13 protein-coding genes, 1 tRNA gene and 1 pseudogene are annotated in these 19,587 nt (G+C 74.3%); 4 read left to right on the top strand and 11 right to left on the bottom strand.

Annotation, left to right across the window (positions count from 1 at the left end; genetic code table 11):
- Positions 1 to 62 precede the first annotated feature (62 nt).
- Positions 63 to 1,646 carry an MFS transporter gene (locus C7M71_RS10270; protein WP_175607662.1) on the bottom strand — a complete coding sequence of 528 codons (1,584 nt, stop codon included), beginning with the start codon at positions 1,644 to 1,646 and terminating at the stop codon, positions 63 to 65.
- A 124-nt stretch (positions 1,647 to 1,770) separates the two neighbouring features.
- On the opposite strand from C7M71_RS10270, the gene C7M71_RS10275 reads away from it, so the two are divergent.
- Together C7M71_RS10275 and C7M71_RS10280 are read left to right on the top strand one after the other, a co-directional pair.
- Positions 1,771 to 2,652, top strand: a complete 882-nt coding sequence (locus tag C7M71_RS10275; protein ID WP_111491703.1) for an alpha/beta fold hydrolase — start codon at positions 1,771 to 1,773, stop codon at positions 2,650 to 2,652.
- A gap of 297 nt (positions 2,653 to 2,949) precedes the next feature.
- Positions 2,950 to 3,024 (top strand) — tRNA-Cys (locus C7M71_RS10280).
- Positions 3,025 to 3,218: 194 nt separating this feature from the next.
- Here C7M71_RS10280 and C7M71_RS10285 read toward each other — a convergent pair.
- The 6 genes and pseudogenes from C7M71_RS10285 to C7M71_RS10310 all read right to left on the bottom strand — a co-directional run bounded on the left by C7M71_RS10285 (position 3,219) and on the right by C7M71_RS10310 (position 10,897).
- Positions 3,219 to 5,624 carry a xanthine dehydrogenase family protein molybdopterin-binding subunit gene (locus C7M71_RS10285; protein WP_111491704.1) on the bottom strand — a complete coding sequence of 802 codons (2,406 nt, stop codon included), beginning with the start codon at positions 5,622 to 5,624 and terminating at the stop codon, positions 3,219 to 3,221.
- Between the two features lie 781 nt (positions 5,625 to 6,405).
- Positions 6,406 to 6,904, bottom strand: a pseudogene (locus tag C7M71_RS10290) ((2Fe-2S)-binding protein); the annotation flags it as partial.
- 74 nt (positions 6,905 to 6,978) lie between these two features.
- Positions 6,979 to 7,872 (bottom strand): FAD binding domain-containing protein, encoded by an 894-nt coding sequence (locus C7M71_RS10295; protein ID WP_175607789.1) that lies wholly within the window; start codon positions 7,870 to 7,872, stop codon positions 6,979 to 6,981.
- Positions 7,873 to 8,249: 377 nt separating this feature from the next.
- The gene (locus tag C7M71_RS10300) at positions 8,250 to 9,887 is read right to left on the bottom strand and encodes a beta-N-acetylhexosaminidase (RefSeq protein ID WP_111491705.1); all 1,638 of its coding nucleotides are present in this window, start codon (positions 9,885 to 9,887) and stop codon (positions 8,250 to 8,252) included.
- 75 nt (positions 9,888 to 9,962) lie between these two features.
- Positions 9,963 to 10,268 (bottom strand): DUF3039 domain-containing protein, encoded by a 306-nt coding sequence (locus C7M71_RS10305; protein ID WP_111491706.1) that lies wholly within the window; start codon positions 10,266 to 10,268, stop codon positions 9,963 to 9,965.
- 50 nt (positions 10,269 to 10,318) lie between these two features.
- The gene (locus C7M71_RS10310) at positions 10,319 to 10,897 is read right to left on the bottom strand and encodes a YqgE/AlgH family protein (protein WP_111491707.1); all 579 of its coding nucleotides are present in this window, start codon (positions 10,895 to 10,897) and stop codon (positions 10,319 to 10,321) included.
- 312 nt (positions 10,898 to 11,209) lie between these two features.
- On the opposite strand from C7M71_RS10310, the gene murA reads away from it, so the two are divergent.
- Positions 11,210 to 12,550, top strand: coding sequence for a UDP-N-acetylglucosamine 1-carboxyvinyltransferase (murA, locus tag C7M71_RS10315; RefSeq protein WP_111491708.1), 1,341 nt, complete (start codon positions 11,210 to 11,212; stop codon positions 12,548 to 12,550).
- A gap of 93 nt (positions 12,551 to 12,643) precedes the next feature.
- Here murA and C7M71_RS10320 read toward each other — a convergent pair whose 3' ends face one another.
- From C7M71_RS10320 to C7M71_RS10330, 3 genes are all read right to left on the bottom strand, one after another.
- Positions 12,644 to 14,128, bottom strand: a complete 1,485-nt coding sequence (locus tag C7M71_RS10320) for an AAA family ATPase (protein ID WP_111491709.1) — start codon at positions 14,126 to 14,128, stop codon at positions 12,644 to 12,646.
- A gap of 269 nt (positions 14,129 to 14,397) precedes the next feature.
- Positions 14,398 to 14,679, bottom strand: coding sequence for an HU family DNA-binding protein (locus tag C7M71_RS10325; protein WP_111491710.1), 282 nt, complete (start codon positions 14,677 to 14,679; stop codon positions 14,398 to 14,400).
- A gap of 442 nt (positions 14,680 to 15,121) precedes the next feature.
- Entirely contained in the window at positions 15,122 to 16,597 is a 1,476-nt protein-coding gene (locus tag C7M71_RS10330; RefSeq protein WP_111491711.1) for an NAD-dependent malic enzyme, read from the bottom strand.
- Between the two features lie 174 nt (positions 16,598 to 16,771).
- Here C7M71_RS10330 and C7M71_RS10335 point away from each other — a divergent pair, with 174 nt between their 5' ends.
- Positions 16,772 to 16,975: a cold-shock protein gene (locus C7M71_RS10335; RefSeq protein ID WP_111491712.1), complete on the top strand. Its 204-nt coding sequence runs from the start codon at positions 16,772 to 16,774 to the stop codon at positions 16,973 to 16,975.
- Positions 16,976 to 17,243: 268 nt separating this feature from the next.
- Here C7M71_RS10335 and C7M71_RS10340 read toward each other — a convergent pair whose 3' ends face one another.
- Complete coding sequence (locus C7M71_RS10340) at positions 17,244 to 19,565, bottom strand: HelD family protein (RefSeq protein ID WP_114914300.1); 2,322 nt, start codon at positions 19,563 to 19,565, stop codon at positions 17,244 to 17,246.
- Between the last annotated feature and the right edge of the window lie 22 nt (positions 19,566 to 19,587).

Raw genomic sequence — 19,587 nt, forward strand, 5'->3', positions numbered from 1 at the left:
CAGACTACCGGCCTGGCGAAGGCGGACGCAGGGCAGCCGCCGTGCGGGGGCGCGCGGGCGGACTATGCGGTGGCCGGTGCGCCGGGGGCGTCCGCCGCCGGGCGGGTGCGCCCGGCGACGGCGGCGCCGAGCAGGGCGACGACGGTCATCACGGCGAAGATCACGGCGAAGCCGGAGGTGGAGCCGGTCCCCGAGCCGGTGGTGCCATGGCTCACCGCGGCACCGCCGAGGGCGGAGAAGAGCACCCCGGCCAAGCCGACCAGCAGGATGTTGCCGAGGGCGTCGCTGACCTGGAGCGAGGCCGAGTTGGCGCCGGCCTCGTCGGGGGCGGAGAGGTTCATCATCAGCACGCTGACCGAGGCGATGGCCAACCCCATCCCGCCGCCGCCGACCGCCCAGGCGGCGGCCACCACCACCGGCGGCACCGCCGGGACCAGCGCCAGCGCGGCGCCCCCGATGGCCACCGCGGTCAGGACGAACCCGGCCTGGATCAGCCCATGGCGGTGCCGGTCCGCCCATGGACGGCCCTGCAACCAGGAGCCCAGCGCCCAGCTCAGACCGCCGCTGGTGAGGGAGAGCCCGGCCAGGGTCGGCGTCAGCTGCCGCTGGGTGACCAGCATCAGCGGGATGAACGCCTCGGCGGAGAAGAACGCCCCCGCCGCCACACCGCGCAGCAGGATCACCGTCGGCAGCCCGCGCGCCGCCCGGAGCGTCCCGCCCGGCAGCAGCCGGACCACCGCCGGGCCGAGCAGCGCCGCGCCCGCCAGCGCGGGCAGCAGGGCGACCGCGTCCAGCCGCTGACCGGCGTACTGGAGCAGCCCGGCGCCCGCCGAGACGGCCAGCGCCAGCAGCACCCGGCGGCGGTCCAGGGCCCAGCTGGGCGGCGGCGTGTCGCCGCGCTCGCGCATGGCGCGCTCGGCCCGGCGCAGCGCCGGGGCCATCACCGCCAGCGGCAGCAGGATGAACGCCGGGATGGCCAGGAAGACCCAGCGCCATCCCAGGTGCTCGGTGACCGCCCCGGAGATCACCGGTCCGAGGATCGAGGGCAGCACCCAGGAGGCGGAGAACGCCGCGAAGACCGAGGGCCGCAGCCGCTCCGGGAAGGCCCGCCCCACCACCACGTACAGGGCGACGATCACCAGGCCGCCGCCCAGCCCCTGGATGGCCCGCCCGGCCACGAAGAGCCACATGTTGACGGCCGTGCCGGCCACCAGCAGCCCGCCGCCGAAGACGGCTATGCCGGTGAAGAGCGGGGCCAGCGGGCCGCGCTTGTCGCACCACTCGCCGGAGACCACCATGGCGAAGAGGCTGGTGGTGAAGTAGCCGGAGAAGGCGAAGGCGTAGAGCCCCAGCCCGTGCAGCCGCTGGGCCGCCACCGGCATGGCGGTGTTGACGGCGGTCGCCTCGAAGGCGATCAGCAGCACCACCGAGACGATGCCCAGGGTGAGCGCCCGGTACGGGCCGCTGAGCACCCCGCCCGCCTCCTCCTCCGGTGCTGTGCCGGGCTCCTCCGGTGCTGTGCCGGGCTCCTCCGGTGCTGTGCCGGGCTCCTCCGGTGCCGTGCCGGGTTCCTCCGGTGCTGTGCCGGAGCCGCCGGGGAGATCGTCGGGGAGGCGGTCGGAGCGCGGCGAGGAGGCAGTGGTCATGCCGTTTAGGGTAAGTCCTCAATCGCCGGTTGACTCCTGACCCGTCGACTCGTCGCTGCTCCGTCTCCAGTCCTGGGCCCCCGGGTCGGCGTCGCAGCCGCGCGGGCGGGGAAAACGAGGGTGCATGACCACGGCGCGCTACCCCTCCTACGACGGCACCTCGCTCTGCTACCGGACCCTCGGCCCGGCCCCCGAGCGGGTCTCGCCGACGCTGGTCTGCCTGGCCGGCGGCCCGGGTCGGGACGCCGCCTACCTGGAGGACCTCGGCGGGCTGGACCGCGATCTGCCGCTGGTCATCCCGGACCTGCGGGGCACCGGCGACTCGCAGGCGGGCGCGGACCCGGCCGGGTACGCCTTCCCCCGGCTGGCCGAGGACGTGGAGGCGCTCCGCGCCCACCTGGGCCTGGAGCGGATCGCCCTGCTGGGCCACTCGGCCGCCGCCGTGACCGCCCAGGCGTACGCCGCCCGGCACCCGGAACGCCTCAGCCACCTGGTGCTGGTCACCCCCGGCACCCGGCTCCAGGACCGGCCGACCACCGACGCCCAGCAGATCTTCCACAGCCGCGCGGACGAGCCCTGGTACCCGGAGGCGGTGGCCGCCCTGGAGAGGCTTGCCACCGCCCATGAGCTGGCCGAGATCAAACGGCTGCTGACCCGGGTCGCCCCGGGCACCTACGGCCGGTGGGAGGCGCGGCAGCAGGCGCATGCCGCCGCCGAGGGCGAGCAGCTGCACCCGGTGCCCCGGGCCGCCTTCTGGCAGGGCGTGGACGAGGCGGTGCGGCGCGGCATCACGGATGCGCTGGGCGGGCTGGAGGCGCCGGTGCTGGTGGTGACCGGCGACCGGGACGGCGCCAGCGGGGTGGCGGCGGGCGCGGTGGTCGCCGGGCAGTTCCACGACGCCCGGCGGGTGAACCTGGCGGGCTGCGGCCACTACCCCTGGGTGGACGAGCCCGAGGAGTTCCGCCGCACCGTGGCCACCTTCCTGCTAGGCCGTCCGGCGGGGTGAGCGGCATCGCGCGGCCGGCCCTCGTCGGCAATGCGCCACCGCCTGGCCGGAATTCTCTGCGGAATTTCCGGGGCAGATGTTGACGCGACCCCACTCCGACTGCGTAAGATGAATTCACGGACCAGGCCAAGTGCCTTGACGACAGGAGACAGCTGATGGACAGGAAGACGGCGCTCGCGACGATGCGCTGCACCTGTGCCTGCTGTCCCGCCGCGTGTCGTACCGCGGCCTGTTGCGCCTGACGCGCTCGCTCCCGTACCACCCTGTTCGACGAGGGCTGCCCGCCCCCGCCTTCACGGCCGTGTGCCCGAGTGGTTGAGGGAACCGCCTGCAAAGCGGTTTACGCCGGTTCGATTCCGGTCACGGCCTCCAGATTACCCGGATTTCCCCGCCGGTCGGCGCACATGCGCCGACCGGCATTCCGGCATGTATTCGTCCAGGCATTTCACCGGATATTCCGCCGGGAATTCCGGCCGGTCTGCGGCGGCGGTGAACCGCGGCGGGCCCGGCCGCGTATCCAGGGGCATCGGTGTGGTGAAGTCCCGCAGGGCGCCGGAGTCCCAATGTCAGACGACGGCGTCCTGCGGCCGGACAGGAAGGCGGGTGACAGGCCGTCCCGTGGCAGCGCGGACGGCGGCTGCGACGGCGGCCGGGGCGACCACGGCGGGTGCTGCCCCGACCGCCTTCGCGCCGAAGCTCGCCACCACGTCGCGCTCCTCAAGCAGCGCCGCGATCCGCACCTCGGGGGTGTCCAGCGAGGTCGGCAGCCGGTAGCCGGTGAAGGAGGGGTTGACCAGTCGGCCGTCCTCGGTGTGCAGCTCCTCCAGCAGCGCCAGCCCCACGCCCTGGGTGACCCCGGCCTCGATCCGGGCCTCGATCTGCCGGGGGTTGAGCGCCCGGCCCACGTCCTGGGCGACCGTCACATCCACCACCCGTACGGCGCCCAGCTCGATGTCGACGTCGACCACCGCCCGCATCGCGCAGAAGGCGATGGAGACAAAGGCGTCGCCCTGACCGGAGTCGTCCAGCGGCTCGGTGGGGTGCGGGCGGCACTGCGCGGTGGCCCACAGCTCCTTGCCCTCCAGCGCCTCGCTGACCGGCATGCCGAGCACCCCGTCATAGGAGGTGATCTTGCCGTCGGCGATCTGGAGCAGCTCCGGGGACATGCCGAAGTTGGCGGCGATCGGCTGGAGCAGCTGGTGCCGCACCATCTGCGCGGCCCGCTCCACGGCGCCGCCCGACACCCAGGTCTGGCGGCCCCGGGTGGTGGGCCCGGCGGCCGGCTGGTCGGTGTCGACCGGGGCGATCCAGACGTCGCTGACGCCCAGCACCTCCTGGACGATCTGCCGGGCCAGGGTGTCGAACCCCTCCCCGGCATCCACCGCCGCGCAGATCACGGTGGCCTGCTCGCCGCTGATCCGCACCGTGGCGGTGGAGACCTCGTCGGTGCCCTCAGCGCCGAGCATGTGCACCATGCCGACCGCGTAGCCGATACCGCGCCGCACCGCCGCCGGGTCGCCGGCGCCGCCCGGTCCGCCCGGCAGCAGCCACTCCGTGTCGGGCTCGTCCACCGGCAGCGGGGGCAGCGGCTCGGCGGCGACCGCGTCCAGCAGCGCGCCGACCGGCGCCGGGCAGGTGACCGCCTGCCCGGTGGGCATCAGATCGCCGGTGGCCATCGCATTGCGGCGGCGGATCTCCAGCGGGTCGACGCCCAGCTTGGCGGCCAGCTTGTCCAGCTGCGACTCATAGGCGAAGCAGGCGTGCAGCGCGCCCTCGCCGCGCATCCGCCCGGCGGGCGGGTTGTTGGTGCGCACCGCCCAGGCGTCCACGAAGACATGCGGTACGACATACGGACCGGCCGAGAAGGCGGCGGCCGCCGCCAGCGCCTCGCTGGAGACGTCCGCGTACGCACCGCCGTCCAGCAGGATCTGCGCCTCCACCTTGACCAGGTGGCCGAGCGCGTCCGCGTGGTGGCGGTAGCGCAGCAGCGCCGGGTGGCGGTGGGTGTGGGCGTGGAAGGACTCCTCGCGGCTGAACGCCATCTTCACCGGGCGGCCGGTGCGCAGCGCCAGCAGGGCGAGGGTGACCAGGAAGGACAGGTCCTCGCGGTCGGTGGTGGCGCCGGGCACTCCGGTGACCACCAGCCGCACCCGGTCCGGCTCCAGGCCGAGGCAGGCGGCGGCCCGGTCGCGGTCGCCGTGCGGGTCGGTGGAGGCGACATGCAGTTCCACGCCGCCGTCGGGGCGGGGCACCGCCAGGCCCGCCTCGGCGCCGAGCGGCGCCGGGTCCTGACGGCCGATCTGGTACAGGCCCTCCACCACGATCTCGCCGACCGCCTCCGGGTCGCCGAACCGCAGCGGCAGATGGCGGAAGAGGTTGCCGTCCGGGTGCAGCGGCGCGGCGTGGAAGGACTTCTCCGGGTCGGTGACCGGCTCCAGCACCTCGTACTCCACCGCGATGGCGGCGGCGGCCAGCCGGGCCGTGTCGGGGTGGTCGGCGGCGACGGCGGCGATCGGCTCGCCCTGGTGGCGCACCGTCTCGGCGGCGAGCACCGGGCGGTCCGCGATCACCGGGCCGTGCGGGGCTCCGGCAGCCCGGCCCTCATGGTCGGTGGGCAGGTCGGCGGCGGTGACCACGGCGTGCACGCCGGGCAGCGCCAGCGCGCCGGACGCGTCGACGGAGACGATCCGGGCGTGCGGGTGCGGGGAGCGCAGTACGGCGCCCCAGAGCAGCCCCTCGGCCCAGAGGTCGGCGGCGTACGGGTAGATGCCGAGGGCCTTGGGCAGGGCGTCCGCGCGAGTCGGCGACGTGCCCAGGCCGAAGGGCTCGGGCGCGGTCTCCTCCGTGGGGGTCTCGGCGGCGGGTTCGGCGGGGGGGCCGCCGAACAGCCCGCCGAGGGCGCCGCCGGCCGCGCTGCCGGGGTCGGAGGCGGCGCCGGGGATGCCCGACGCGGTGTCGCTGGGGGAGGTCATGCGCGGTCATCCTGGGGAGTCGGGTTCCCCCCGGCCGGAGGCTGGAGGGGGGTGCCGTAGGCGGGGGTGCCGTGCGGCGGCGTCCCGTGGTCCGGGGGTGCACCGTACTGCGGGCCGAGGCCGTGCGCGGGGTCGTAGGCGGCCTGGCCGTCGGGCGTGTAGAGGACCGGCACGGGGGCGCTGTCGGCGCCGAGGCTCTGCCGGTAGGGGTCGGGGTGGTAGGCCCCGTCGCCGTAGGGCTGCTCGGCGTAGACGCCGGTGCCATAGGGGTCCGGCGCATAGGTGCCGTAGCCGGACGGCGCGACCGCCGGCCCCGGCCCGGGCCCCTGCTGCTGCTGCGGCAGGGCGGCGGAGGCTTCCAGCACGGCGTCCAGCGGGCCGAAGAGCGGATCCACCTCGGCCGCGGCGGGCACCGGCTGGGGCTCGTGCTCGGCGAACTGCTCGGTCTCCGAGAACTGCTCGTGCCCGCTGAACTGCCCGGTCTCCGTGAACTGCCCGGTCTCCGTGAACTGCCCGGTCTCCGTGAACTGCTCGTGCTCGGCGAACTGCTCGTGCTCGCTGAACCGCTGCGGCTCGGCGTACTGCTCGCTGAACTGCTGCGGTTCGGCGTAGTGCTCGGGCTCGGGCTCGGCCGGCTGCCGGGGCTCGGGCTCGGCGGACTGCTGGCGCGGGATCTCGGCGTACACCGGCGGCTCGGCGGCCGGGTCCGGAGCGGCCTCGGGGGCGGGCTGCGGCTCGGGCTCGGGCTGCTGCTCAGGCTCGGGAACGGGCGCGGGCTCCGGGTCGGGCGCCGCTGCCGCCGCCGTACGGGCCTCGGCGACCGTGCGGACGGCCTCCAGCACGCCCCGGTAGCCGGTGCACCGGCACAGGTTGCCGCAGAGCGCCGCCCGCGCCTCCACATCGCTCGGCCGGTGGTTGCGCTGAAGCAGGTCGTGCACGGCCATGGCCAGACCCGGTACGCAGTAGCCGCACTGCACGGCGCCGCTCTCGGCGAGCGCCCGCTGCACATCGGAGGGGGTGCCGTCGGGCGCCAGGCCCTCCACGGTCTGGATGTCGCTGCCCGCCGCCAGCGCGGCCGGGACCAGGCAGGAGGCCACCAGCCGACCGTCGACCTGGACCGAGCAGGCACCGCACTCGCCCTGCTCGCAGCCGTCCTTGGCCCCGGCCAGCCCCAGCCGCTCACGCAGCACGAAGAGCAGGCTCTCGCCGATCCAGGCGTCCGCCACCGGGCGGTCGCCGCCGTTGACACGCAGCGTGTACGAGGCGCAGGGCCGCTCCGGGGTGCCTGCCGCCGTCATGCCGTACGCCTGCTCCGCGTCGACGGCCTCCCCGTCGGAGGAGGTCGGGTGGTCCGTCACTTGAGCGCCCTCCCCAGTGCACGTCGGGCCAGGACCGACACGGTACGCCGCAGCCGCTGCGCGGCGGCGGGCGGCCCCCCCGGGGAGGCCGTCTCGTCGCCCGCTCCGGGCACGGCCCCGCCGGGCTCGGCGAGGCCCTGCGGCTCGGGCACGCAGGCGCCGGCGACATACTCGCCGAAAGCGGTCAGCGCCGCCGGGTCGATGCCGCGTTCGCCGTCCCAGTCGATGCAGCCGGAGACCCAGGCCTCGGCCTCCAGGGGCCGCAGCGGGACCGGGGCGACGGCCCCGACGGCGCAGCGCACGGCCCGCCGGGCCGGGTCCAGGACGAGGGCCACCGAGGCGGAGGCGCGGGCCGGACCGCTGCGGCCGGTGGCCTTGAGGTAGACCTGCGGGGCGTGCAGCAGCGGCACCCGGACCCAGCCGAGCAGTTCTCCGGGGCGCATCGGGTCGAGGCCGGTCAGCAGGTGGCTCACCGGGATCTCACGGGAGCCGCCCGGACCGGCCAGGGTGACGGTGGCCTCCAGGGCGGCGAGCACCGGGAGGGTGTCGCCGGTCGGGTCGGCGGTGGCGATATTGCCGCCGAGGGTGCCGGAGTTGCGGATCTGCGGCGGCCCGGCCGTACGGGCGGCGTCGGCCAGCGCGGGGATCAGCGCGGCGAAGTCGGGGCGGCCCATCCGGGCGTGGGTGAGCCCGGCGCCCAGGACGGCGGTGCCGCCGTCCTCGTAGCGCCAGCCGCGCAGCTCGCTGATCCGGCCGAGGCCGACCAGGGCGGGGGGCCGCAGCAGTCCGGCGTTGACGGCGCCCATCAGGTCGGTGCCGCCGGCCACCGGCACGGCGGCCGGGACGGCGGTCAGCGCCTCGACGGCCTCCTCCAGCGTGGCCGGCAGCATGATGGTCCGGTTCACCCTGTACTCACCGCGCTCTGCTCGCTCAAGACGCCGCCCCTTCTCCGCCCGTACGGTACGTGCAAAGCCTCCGGGCGGGGCAACTCTGGCACACAATGCACGATGATCATTTACGGGGTATGGGAGCACTTCGGCGCGCTCGCGGCGCCGCCGCGCACCAAACGCGCCGCAACCCGGACGGACCGGGCACCCAAGTGATCACATCAGTCCAGACGGACGGCCCGGCACAGGGGTTCCCCGACCCGCATCACACGCCCGCATCACACGCCCGCATCACACGCCCGCATCACACCCTCAGCACCCAGCCGCAGCGCCCGCTCGCATCGCACGCACGCGTCGTGCGCCCGCGTCGTGCGCCGGCTTCACACCGCAGGGGGAGGGCCTTCGAGTGGGCGTCCGACCACGCCGGGCCACCGCTGCCATGGATGCGGCCCGGTCGGCGGCCGGTACTCCACGCCCAGTGCGTCCAACCGGGCCAGATGGGCGGTCAGACGGCGCTCGAAGCCGGCCAGGTCCCGCTCCGCCGGGTCGGCCGGCAGCCGCGACCAGGCCACCTCCGCGAAGGCGGCGAGCCGGGGGAAGAGCCGGTAGTCCACATCGCGGGCGCTGTCGGCCATCTCGGTCCACATATTGGCCTGGGCGCCGATGACCCGGGCGGCCGCCGCCGGGTCGTCGCGCAGCTGCGGCGGGACCGGTTCGAAGCGGTAGACGTCGGCGACCGTGCGGACGAAGCCGACCGGGATCGGCTCATCCTCGCCGTCGGCCTGCCGGTGGTCCAGATAGACCTGCTGCTCGGGGCACATCACCACGTCGTGCCCGGCCCGGGCCGCCGTGACGCCGCCCGCGTACCCGCGCCAGGACGACACCGCCGCCCCCGGCGGCAGCCCGCCCTCCAGGATCTCGTCCCAGCCGATCAGCCGCCGCCCCCGCTCCGCCAGCCAGCGGTCGAAGTGCCGGACGAACCAGCTCTGCAACCCCTCCTCGCCGGCCACGCCCAGCTCCCGGATGCGGGCCTGGGCGGCGGGGCTGGCCCGCCACTCGTCCTTGGGGCACTCGTCGCCGCCGAGGTGGACGAAGGTGGACGGGAAGACCTCCAGCACCTCCTCCAGCACCTCCTCGAAGAAGCGCAGGGTGGACTCCTCGGCATTGAGCACATGGGGGTTGACGCCCCAGTCCGTCCACGGGCGCAGCGCGGCCGTGTCGACCACATCGGTGTTGCCGAGTCCGGGGTAGGCGGCGATGGCCGCCTGGGTGTGGCCGGGGATGTCGATCTCGGGCACCACGGTGATCTGCCGCTCGGCGGCATAGGCGACGATCTCCCGCAGGTCGTCCTGGGTGTACCGGCCGCCGTGCGGCCGGTCGTCGCGGCGCCCGCCGGCCCGGAAGCCGACCATGGACCGCTCGCGCCAGCCGCCGACCTCGGTGAGCCGGGGGTGGCGGCGGATCTCCATCCGCCAGCCCTGGTCGTCGGTGAGGTGCAGCTGGAGCACATTGAGCTTGTGGGCGGCCATCAGGTCGAGATAGCGCAGCACCTCGTGCTTGGGCAGGAAGTGGCGGGCCACGTCCAGCAGCAGGCCGCGCCAGGCGAACCGGGGCGCGTCCTGGAGCTGGCAGATGGGCAGCTGCCAGCTCCGCCCGGCCAGCGGAGCCCGGCGGTAGGCGTCCGGTCCCAGCAGCTGGCGCAGGGTCTGGGCGCCCCAGAAGACCCCGGCCGGGCCGCCGCCGAAGACGTCCACGCCATTGGGCGAGACCATGATCTGGTAGCCCTCGGGCCCCAGTTCCTCGGTGACCAGCGGGTGCACGGCGAGTCTGACGGCGTCGGCCGCCCCGCACTCCCCCGGGGCCAGCCGGAAGCCGGTGGCGGCGCTCAGTTCGGCGCGCAGCCACCGCTCGGCCTGCTCGGCGCCGGGGCCCGCTGTGAGCGCGGTCCCCGGCCCGAGGGCGATGCTCTTGCCGTCTCCGTACCGGTGGGCGTCCAGGGGGGCGGGTACGAGGTCCATGGGATCATCCTGCCCCGCCCGGCCCGGATTGGCATAGACCAATCATGGCGACCAATCACGGCCATCCGGTGGGCGTCAGCCCTGGCCGCCGCCCTTGCCGCCCTTGCCGCTCTTGTCCTTGTCGCCGCCGCCGAGCGGCATCGACTCGAAGATCTCCTTGCACATCGGACAGACGGGGTACTTCTTGGGGTCGCGGCCCGGTACCCACACCTTGCCGCAGAGCGCGACCACCGGCGAACCGGAGAGCGCACTCTCCATGATCTTGTCCTTCTGGACGTAGTGCGCAAAGCGCTCGTGGTCGCCGTCCCCGTGGGACACCTGGGGAGCCGGCTCGACGAGAGTGCCGGTGCCGAGACCGCGCTCGGGCTCAAGAGTGCTCATACGACCCAAGTCTAGGTGCCCTACGCCAGGGCGGGCCGTGCGCGTTCCGCTCAGTTCATGGTCGGGTCGTCCGGATAGGTCGCCATCATGGCGAGTTCGCCGCGCTGCCGGCGCAGCACCGAGCGCCAGAGCTGGTCCGGGTCCGGGCAGGAGACGTCCCCGGGTTCGCACTCCACCACGTACCAGGCGCCCTCGATCAGCTCGTCCTCCAGCTGCCCCGGCGACCAGCCGGCGTAGCCCGCGAAGACCCGCAGCGAGCCCAGCTCGGCGGCCAGCAGCTCGGGCGGCGCCTCCAGGTCCACCAGGCCGATGGCGCCATGGACCCGCCGCCAGCCCAGCGGGTCCTCCTCGGACGGCTCGCCCGGCACCACGGCCAGCGCCAGCGCGGAGTCCAGCGCCACCGGCCCGCCCTGGAACACCACCGCCGGGTCGCCCGCCAGCTCCGCCCACGGCTCCAGTACGGCGGCGACGTCGACCCCGGTGGGCCGGTTCAGCACGACCCCCAGCGACCCTTCCTCGTCATGGTCGAGGAGGAGCACCACGGCCCGCTCGAAGTTGGGGTCGGTCAACGCGGGCGTTGCGATGAGCAGCCGTCCGGTGAGCGAGGAGACCTCGGTCATGGACGACATGATCCCGCATGACCGCGCCGCACGGGTAGCCGACGCGGCCGGGGGCAGGAGCGCGGCAGCCGGTACCGCCCCCGGCGCACGGCTCCGTGACATACCTCACACGCGCTCTCCCCACCAGGAAGGTTTCAAGCATCCCTCGGGCGGTCCGCGCAACAGGGGAACCAGCCGCATGGCGACTACCATCTTCACGGTGTGGAGGGCTCGCAGACCCCGCGGGCGGCCTCCCCGTCGAGGACGGCCCCCTGCGCCTGCCCTCCCCCCACGCGAGCACCATCCCTGCGCACCGACCGCACACCCGGGAATGCGAGAGACATGACCGACGACGTCCTGCTTGTCCACGGCGGCACCCCGCTGGAGGGCGAGATCCGTGTCCGAGGCGCGAAGAACCTCGTGCCCAAGGCCATGGTCGCCGCCCTGCTCGGCCACGAGCCCAGCCGCCTGCGCAACGTCCCCGACATCCGGGACGTCAAGGTCGTGCGCGGCCTGCTGCAACTGCACGGCGTCACCGTCCGCCCCGGCGAGGAGCATGGCGAGCTCATCCTCGACCCCTCGCATGTGGAGAGCGCCAACGTCGCCGACATCGACGCCCACGCCGGGTCCTCCCGCATCCCCATCCTCTTCTGCGGCCCGCTGCTGCACCGGCTCGGCCATGCCTTCATCCCCGGTCTCGGCGGCTGCCACATCGGCGACCGCCCGGTCGACTTCCACCTGGATGTGCTGCGCCAGTTCGGCGCCGTGGTCGACAAGAACGCCGAGGGCCTCTACCTCACCGCCCCGCAGCGGCTGCGCGGCACCAAGATCCGGCTGCCGTACCCGTCCGTCGGCGCCACCGAGCAGGTGCTGCTCACCGCCGTGCTGGCCGAGGGGGTCACCGAGCTCACCAACGCCGCCATCGAGCCGGAGATCGTGGACCTGATCTGCGTACTCCAGAAGATGGGCGCGATCATCGCCATGGGCACCGACCGCACCATCGTGATCACCGGGGTGGACCGCCTCGGCGGCTACAACCACCGCGCCCTGCCGGACCGGCTGGAGTCCGCCTCCTGGGCCTGCGCCGCCCTTGCCACCCACGGCAACATCTATGTGCACGGCGCCCGCCAGCTGGAGATGATGACCTTCCTCAACACCTTCCGGAAGGTCGGCGGCGCCTTCGAGGTGGACGACGAGGGCATCCGCTTCTGGCACCCCGGCGGCGAGCTCAACGCCATCGCCCTGGAGACCGACGTCCACCCGGGCTTCCAGACCGACTGGCAGCAGCCGCTGGTCGTGGCGCTCACCCAGGCCACCGGCCTCTCCATCGTCCATGAGACGGTGTACGAGTCGCGGCTCGGCTTCACCTCCGCCCTCAACCAGATGGGCGCCCACATCCAGCTCTACCGCGAGTGCCTCGGCGGCACCCCCTGCCGCTTCGGCCGCCGCAACTTCCAGCACTCCGCGGTGGTCTCCGGCCCCAGCAAGCTGCACGGCGGCGAGCTGATCATCCCGGACCTGCGCGGCGGCTTCTCGTACCTGATCGCCGCCCTCGCCGCCCAGGGCACCTCCACCGTGCACGGCATCGACCTGATCAACCGGGGCTACGAGAACTTCATGGAGAAGCTGCGGGCCCTCGGCGCCAGCGTCGAACTCCCCAAAGCCGCCGCCTCCGCCGTCTGACCTCCCCACCCCCGCACCACCGCCAGGGCCCCGGACCGCCGTCCGGGGCCCTGGCCGCATGCGCCCCCCGCCACTCTCCGGGGCGGAGCGGGCTCATGGACCGTGGTGCAGCCGGTCCAGGTCCACCAGCAGGGCTTCGCCACGGGCGGCGGCGGCGCGCAGGGCGGGGGTGAAGCCGGCGGCGCCGTAGCAGGCCAGGAGGGTGCCGGCGGTGTCCTCGCCCTGGGCGGCCAGCAGGGCGCGGGCGTGCCGCAGGCGGTCCAGGTGCGGCAGGTCCAGCGGCTCCGACCAGCGGGCGGTGCCGAGCGAGAGCAGCGCGCCGGGGCGCCGGTCGGCCCGGCCGCGTACGGCGATGTCGACGGTGACGGCGGCGCCCGTGGCGGGGTCGGTGAGGGTGCCCGGGGCTGCGGTGGCCACGGTGCCGGGGAAGGTGCCAGGGCCGGCGTGGGCGACCGCCCAGGCGCGGCAGAGCCCGGCGAAGTGGGCGGCCATGATCCGGCTGTCGAAGGCGGGCCGCAGTTCCCGCCAGACCTCGGCGGCGGGCTGCTGCTCCAGCCGTGAGCGGTGCGGCCGGAGCACGGCGTGTTCGAAGGCCAGCAGCGGCTCGGTGAGGGAGAGGTGCGTCCGGTGCGGGTGCAGGGCGTCCGGTTGGCCGTGCAGCAGGCCGCAGTCCTGGAGCGGGACCAGGGCATGGGAGACGTCCTCCAGCCGCAGACCGAGGTGGGCGGCGATGCCGCCGCGGGTGGTGTGCCCGGTGGCGACGGCGGCCAGCACCGAGTGGCAGACGCCCCGGTCGGTGAGGGCGGGCTCCTCCTCGACCAGATGGGCGGCCTCGTGGAAGAGCGGCCTCCGGGGGTCGAGGACCGTACGGCAGACCCAGTCGTCGAAGTCGTCCGGTCCGGCGGGGGTGTCGCCGCAGACATAGGCGTACCGGTAGGCGGGCGTGCCGCCGACGACGGCGTGCACCAGGGCGGCGAGCCGGGGGTCGGCGGCGCCCCAGAGGGCGGCGGTCTGCCGGAAGTCCAGCGGGGGCACGGTGAGCCGGAGGGCGGCCAGCCCGTGCAGCGGTGAGGTGGCGCCGAAGAGCCGGTGCATCACCGGGAGGTCGCTGCCGCTGAGCAACAGGCGGGTGCGGGCGCGGTCGCCCTGCGGGGCGTCCTGGGCGCGGCGGTAGGCGGCGAGCAGCACGGAGGGCAGGGCGGGGCTCTGCCGGACGAGGTGGGGGAACTCGTCCAGCACCACCGGGGTGGGCTGGAGGCGGCCGAGCCCGAGGAGGGCGTCCACGGCGTCGTCCCAGTGGAGCGGGCGGGCGGGCCGGGGAGCGCCGGTGTACCGGGCGAGTTCCTCGGCCAGGCGGTGCAGCGACTCGGTCTCGGCGGCCTCCTGGGCGGCGAAGTAGAAACCGCCCGCCGCCCGGGTGAGGGCCTCCAGCAGCAGCGTCTTGCCCTGCCGCGACCGGCCGGCGACGACGCCGAGGGTGGGGCCGGGCCGGGGGTCGGCGGCGAAGGCCGACAGCTGGGCCCAGGCGGCGTCCCGGTCGAAGATCTGCGCGGGTTTGGGGTGGGGGGCGTGTTCCATGGCCCGGTTCCCTCGTCCGTCGGTTGGCGCTCCTCTTCCGGAGTACACCCCGACCGTGCGGCCCGCGCGACCCGGGCGGCCGTCGGCGGCCCGTCCGGCCCGCCGGGTGAACCACCCGCTTGCAGCACCGGGCGCGGGGCGGAGCCGGGCGCGGGGGCCGGGCGGAGCCGGGTACAGAGCCCCGGGGCCGGGGCGGGCGCCCTCCTGGAGAGGTGCCCGCCCCGGCCCCGGGGATGCTGCGTACGGTGAGGCTCAGAGCCCCGGCCGGGTCACTTGCCGGCGGCGGAAGCCTTCAGCTTGGAACCGGCGGAGACCTTCACGCTGTAACCGGCCGGGATCTGGATCGGGTCGCCGGTCTGCGGGTTACGGGCGGTGCGCGCCGCGCGGTGGGTGCGCTCGAAGGTCAGGAAGCCGGGGATGGTGACCTTCTCGTCGCCCTTGGCGACAATGTCGCCCACGACCTCGGCGAAGGCGGCCAGGACGGCGTCCGCGTCCTTGCGCGTCACCTCGGCGCGCTCGGAGAGCGCGGCCACCAGCTCACTGCGGTTCATGTGTACTCCTGTGGTCTGATCGCGTCGCGGGTCCCGGAAGGTCCGAGAGGGGCACCCTGCCCGGTCACCGCTCCGCACGTTGCGGCGGGCAAGGGTCCGGCTCCGCTGTCCCAAGCCGCGTCTACCGCCTGCCCGGGAACGAATCCTGCCCCCACCAGCACCGAGAAAGCCAATCCAGCACCCGGGAGAGTCACACGAACAGCGTCCGCCCATCGGGGCTGTGACGTGCCGTCCGCGCCCTCCCGGGGGTGGGGACGGCAGTCGGCTGACTCTCACCGGATGCACAAGGCGGACGTTCCGTACGTGTCGGACGTTCCCGTACTTGTCCGGCACGCCTCACCGGTGCAGGGCTACCGTACGCCCTGGCAAGGTCAACCCCAAACAGGCCCCTGCCCTTGTGTCGCAAGGGTTGCGCGGCTCACCGGCGCCCGAAGCGGGCAGGTCAGAGCGCCGGGACCACTCCATCGCCGCCCTCGGTGATGCCCACCGTGCCGGCCGGCACATGGGCGGGCGCGCTGCCGGTGGCCTGTGCGGCCTCCCGCACGGCGGCGGCCACGGTCTTCGCCACATCCGGGTGGAAGACGCTGGGGATGATGTAGTTGGCGTTCAGCTGGTCGTCCTGCACGCTGGCGGCCAGCGCCCGGGCGGCGGCCAGCATCATCTCGGTGTTGACGTTGCGGCTCTGGGCGTCGAGCAGGCCCCGGAAGACACCCGGGAAGACCAATACGTTGTTGATCTGGTTGGGGAAGTCGCTGCGGCCGGTGGCGACCACCGCGGCGGTCTGCCGGGCGACCGCGGGGTCCACCTCGGGGTCCGGGTTGGCCAGCGCGAAGACCACCGCGTCCTCGGCCATCGCGGCCACGTCCTCGCCGTCCAGCACATTGGGGGCGGAGACGCCGATGAAGACGTCGGCGCCGCGCACCGCCTCCTTGAGGGTGCCGGTGATGCCCTCGGGGTTGGTGTGCTCGGCGATCCAGCGCAGCGCTTCGGCGCCGTCGGCGGCCACGTCGGCGCGGCCGGGGTGGATCACCCCGTGGATGTCGGCGACCACGGCGTGCTCGACACCGGCGGCCAGCAGCAGCTTGAGGATGGCGGTACCGGCGGCGCCCGCGCCGGACATCACCACCCGGACCCGCCCGATGTCCTTGCCGATCACCCGCAGCGCGTTGATCAGGGAGGCCAGCACCACGATGGCGGTGCCGTGCTGGTCGTCGTGGAAGACCGGGATGTCCAGCGCCTCGCGCAGCCGCGCCTCGATCTCGAAGCAGCGGGGGGCGGAGATGTCCTCCAGGTTGATCCCGGCGAAGCCGGGGGCGATGGCCTTGACGATCTCCACGATCTGGTCGGTGTCCTGGGTGTCCAGGCAGAGCGGCCAGGCGTCGATGCCGGCGAACCGCTTGAAGAGCGCGGCCTTGCCCTCCATCACCGGCAGCGCCGCCTTGGGGCCGATGTTGCCCAGGCCCAGCACTGCGGAGCCGTCGGTGACCACGGCCACCGTGTTGCGCTTGATGGTGAGGCGGCGGGCGTCGTCGGGGTTCTCGGCGATGGCCATGCAGACCCGGGCCACGCCCGGGGTGTAGATCATGGAGAGGTCGTCACGGTTGCGGATGGGGTGCTTGGCGGACATCTCGATCTTGCCGCCGAGGTGCATCAGAAAAGTACGGTCGGAGACCTTGCCGATGGAGACCCCGTCGATGGCCCGCAGTTTCTCGACGATCTCCTCGCCATGGGCGACCGAGGAGGCGGCGACGGTGACGTCGATACGCAGCCGCTCATGACCGGAGGCGGTGACGTCGAGACCGGTGACCGAGCCGCCGGAGGATTCCACAGCGGTGGTGATCATGCTTACGGCGTTGCCCCTGGCGGGCAGCTCCATCCGCACAGTGATCGAATTCGACACGCTCGGCACCGTCGCCATCGACGTCCTTCTTCCCTGCTTCACTTCGCACACGGTCTGTGCTGTACAGGCATCCGATGCTGCCACCTACTGGCGGGTAGTCGTAAATAACGGCCATTGCGTACCCGGCCGCCTAAGCTCGGCCATGGCCGTCGAAGCGGCGGCCGGAGAGGCGAAGCGAGGCAGGGAACGGACATGGCTGAGGGCAAGGTCAAGTGGTTCAACGCGGAGAAGGGGTACGGCTTCATCGCCCAGGACGGCGGCGGGCCGGACGTCTTCGTCCACTTCAGCGCGATCGTCGGCGGCGGCTACCGGGAGCTGGCGGAGGACCAGCGGGTGGAGTTCGACGTCACCGAGGGGCAGAAGGGCCCGCAGGCGGAGAACGTCCGCCCGCTGTAGCGAGCCGTACCCGCCGCCGTGCGCTGAACGGGCGGTGCGCGGGAAATCTCGCGCGACAGGAATGGTCCGCGAGGCCCATGGGTTAGTCTGGGTACGGCACCGGCTCGATCCAAGCCCCCGGGCCCAACCTTAGTCGCTTCGAGCGACCACTTGCCGCGAGGCGAGCATGGCGGGTCGGTGTCACAGACCTGTCAGCGGCCGGGTCCCTCCTCCGGGAGGGGCCCGGCCGCTGCGCTTCCCGCGCCTCCGGCGGACCGCGCTGCGGCGGTCAGCGCAGCAGCGCGGGTACGCCCTCGCTGTCCGGCAGGTCGTCCGGCCCGCAGAGCACGGTGAGCCGCTGGGTGGCCCGGGTGAGCGCCACATACAGCACCCGCAGGCCCGCCTCCGACTCCCCGGCGATACCCGTCGGGTCGGCCACCACCGTGGCGTCGTACTCCAGGCCCTTGGCCTCCAGGCTGCCCAGCGCCACCGCGCGGTCGCCGAGACCGGCGATCCAGCCGGCCGCCTCGCCCCGCCGCTCCATCGGCACCACCACCGCCACGGTGCCGTCCACCTCGGCGAGCAGCCGCTCCACCTCGGTGCGGGCCGCCGATGCGAACCGCCCGTCGACGCTCGGGGCCGCCGCGAAGCGCGGCAGGACGCCGGTGGAGCGCACCGCCGCCGGGGAGGGCGTACCGGGCGCCGCCAGGGCCAGCACCCGCTCGGCCACCTCGGCGATCTCGGCCGGGTTCCGGTAGTTGGTGGTGAGGGTGTAGCGGCGGCGCGGCTTGCCGCCCAGCACCTCGTCCATCGCCGCCCGGGCCTCCTCCGGGTGCGGCCAGGAGGACTGCGCGGGGTCGCCGACGATCGTCCAGGTCGCCAGGCGGGCCCGGCGGCCGATCATCCGCCACTGCATCGGGGTGAGGTCCTGCGCCTCGTCGACGATCACATGGGCGTACTCGGTGCGCTCGACCGGGCCCTCCCGGCGGGCGCGGTCGCGGGACATCCGGTCGGCGTAGGTGGTCACCTCGTCCAGCCCGGTGAGCTGGTCGGCCGGGTCGATCTGCCGGATCCGGGGCCGGGCGGGCTCGCCCAGCAGCAGCCCCAGCTCGTCCACCAGCGCCACATCGTGCGCGGAGAGCGCGCCCCGGCCGTCGTCGCCGAGGCGCCGCCAGGAGGCGGCCAGCACCCGGACCTCCTCCGGGGAGAGCACCCGGCGGGCCACCCGGCCCAGCGTCCGGCCGCTGCGCAGCGTCGCCAGCACCCGGCGCGGGGTGAGGTCGGGCCACCAGGCCGACAGGAAGTCCTGGAAGCCGTCCAGGTCGGTGACGTACTCGTCGAAGGACTCCCGCTCCTCCTGCCGCCGCTCCCGCTCGGCCCGGTCGGCGGGCCGGGGGCGGTGCCGGTTGACCTCGGCCCAGAGCGCGTCCAGCAGCAGCCGGCGGGCGCGCGGGCGCAGCAGGTTGACCGGGGTGGTGCCGCCGAGCGCGGTACGGCGCACCTCCCGCAGCGCCGCCGCGTCCAGCCGCAGCACCTGGCCGAGGGCGGCCACCCGCAGCTCGGCCGGGGCGGCGGCGGACCCGGACGGGGCGTCCAGGGCGGCGCGGGCGGCCCGGCGGAGCACCTGCACCATGCGCGGCGAACCCTTGATCCGGGCCGCCTCCGGGGTGTCGTAGGTGGTGGCCTCGTCGCCGTCCACCAGGTTGCCCACGGCGCGGATGGCGACCTGGCCTTCCTCGCCCAGCGACGGCAGCACGCCCTCGGTGTAGGCGACCAGCAGCGGGGTGGGGCTGACCACCAGGATGCCGCCCGCGTAGCGGCGGCGGTCCTGGTAGAGCAGATAGGCGGCGCGGTGCAGGGCGACGGCGGTCTTGCCGGTGCCGGGACCGCCGGTGACCAGGGTGGCACCGGCGGCAGGGGCCCGGATGACCTCGTCCTGCTCCTTCTGGATGGAGGAGACGATGTCCCGCATGGTGTGCGAGCGGGCCCGGCCGAGGGCCGCCATCAGCGCGCCGTCGCCCACCACCGCCAGGTCGGTCGGCAGGTCGGGGCGGAGCAGGTCGTCCTCGACGCCCACCACCCGGCGCCCCTTGGAGCGGATCACCCGGCGCCGCACCACCCGGCCCGGCTCCACCGGGGTGGCCCGGTAGAACGGCGCGGCGGCCGGGGCCCGCCAGTCGATCACCAGCGGGCCGTACTCGGCGTCGAGCACGCCGATCCGGCCGATGTGCAGGGTCTCGGCGATGGTGGGGTCGTCGCGGTCCAGCGGCGTCTGGGAGGGGATGCCGTGCTCCTCCGGGCGGTCGGCCTGCTGAAGGTCGATCCGGCCGAAGAGGAAGTCCTCGAACTCGCTGTTGAGCCGGTGCAGATGCGCGCCCGCGCGGTACACCTGCGCGTCGCGCTCGGCGAGCGCGCCGGGGGTGCCCACATGGACCCGCTTCACGGCGTCCTCAAGGATGTACTCGGCCTCGGCGAGCTTCTCCTCCAGTCGCCGGTAGACCACGTCGAGGTGCCGCTGCTCCTCCGCGATCTCGCGCTCGCGGACGGTCTCGTGCGGGTCGGCCTGCGCCGTCGTGGTGGTGGTGTGCTGGGCTGTGCCGTGCGCGCCCAAGGAGCCCCCTGTCGTACGTCCT

Source organism: Peterkaempfera bronchialis (assembly GCF_003258605.2).
Classification (GTDB): domain Bacteria; phylum Actinomycetota; class Actinomycetes; order Streptomycetales; family Streptomycetaceae; genus Peterkaempfera; species Peterkaempfera bronchialis.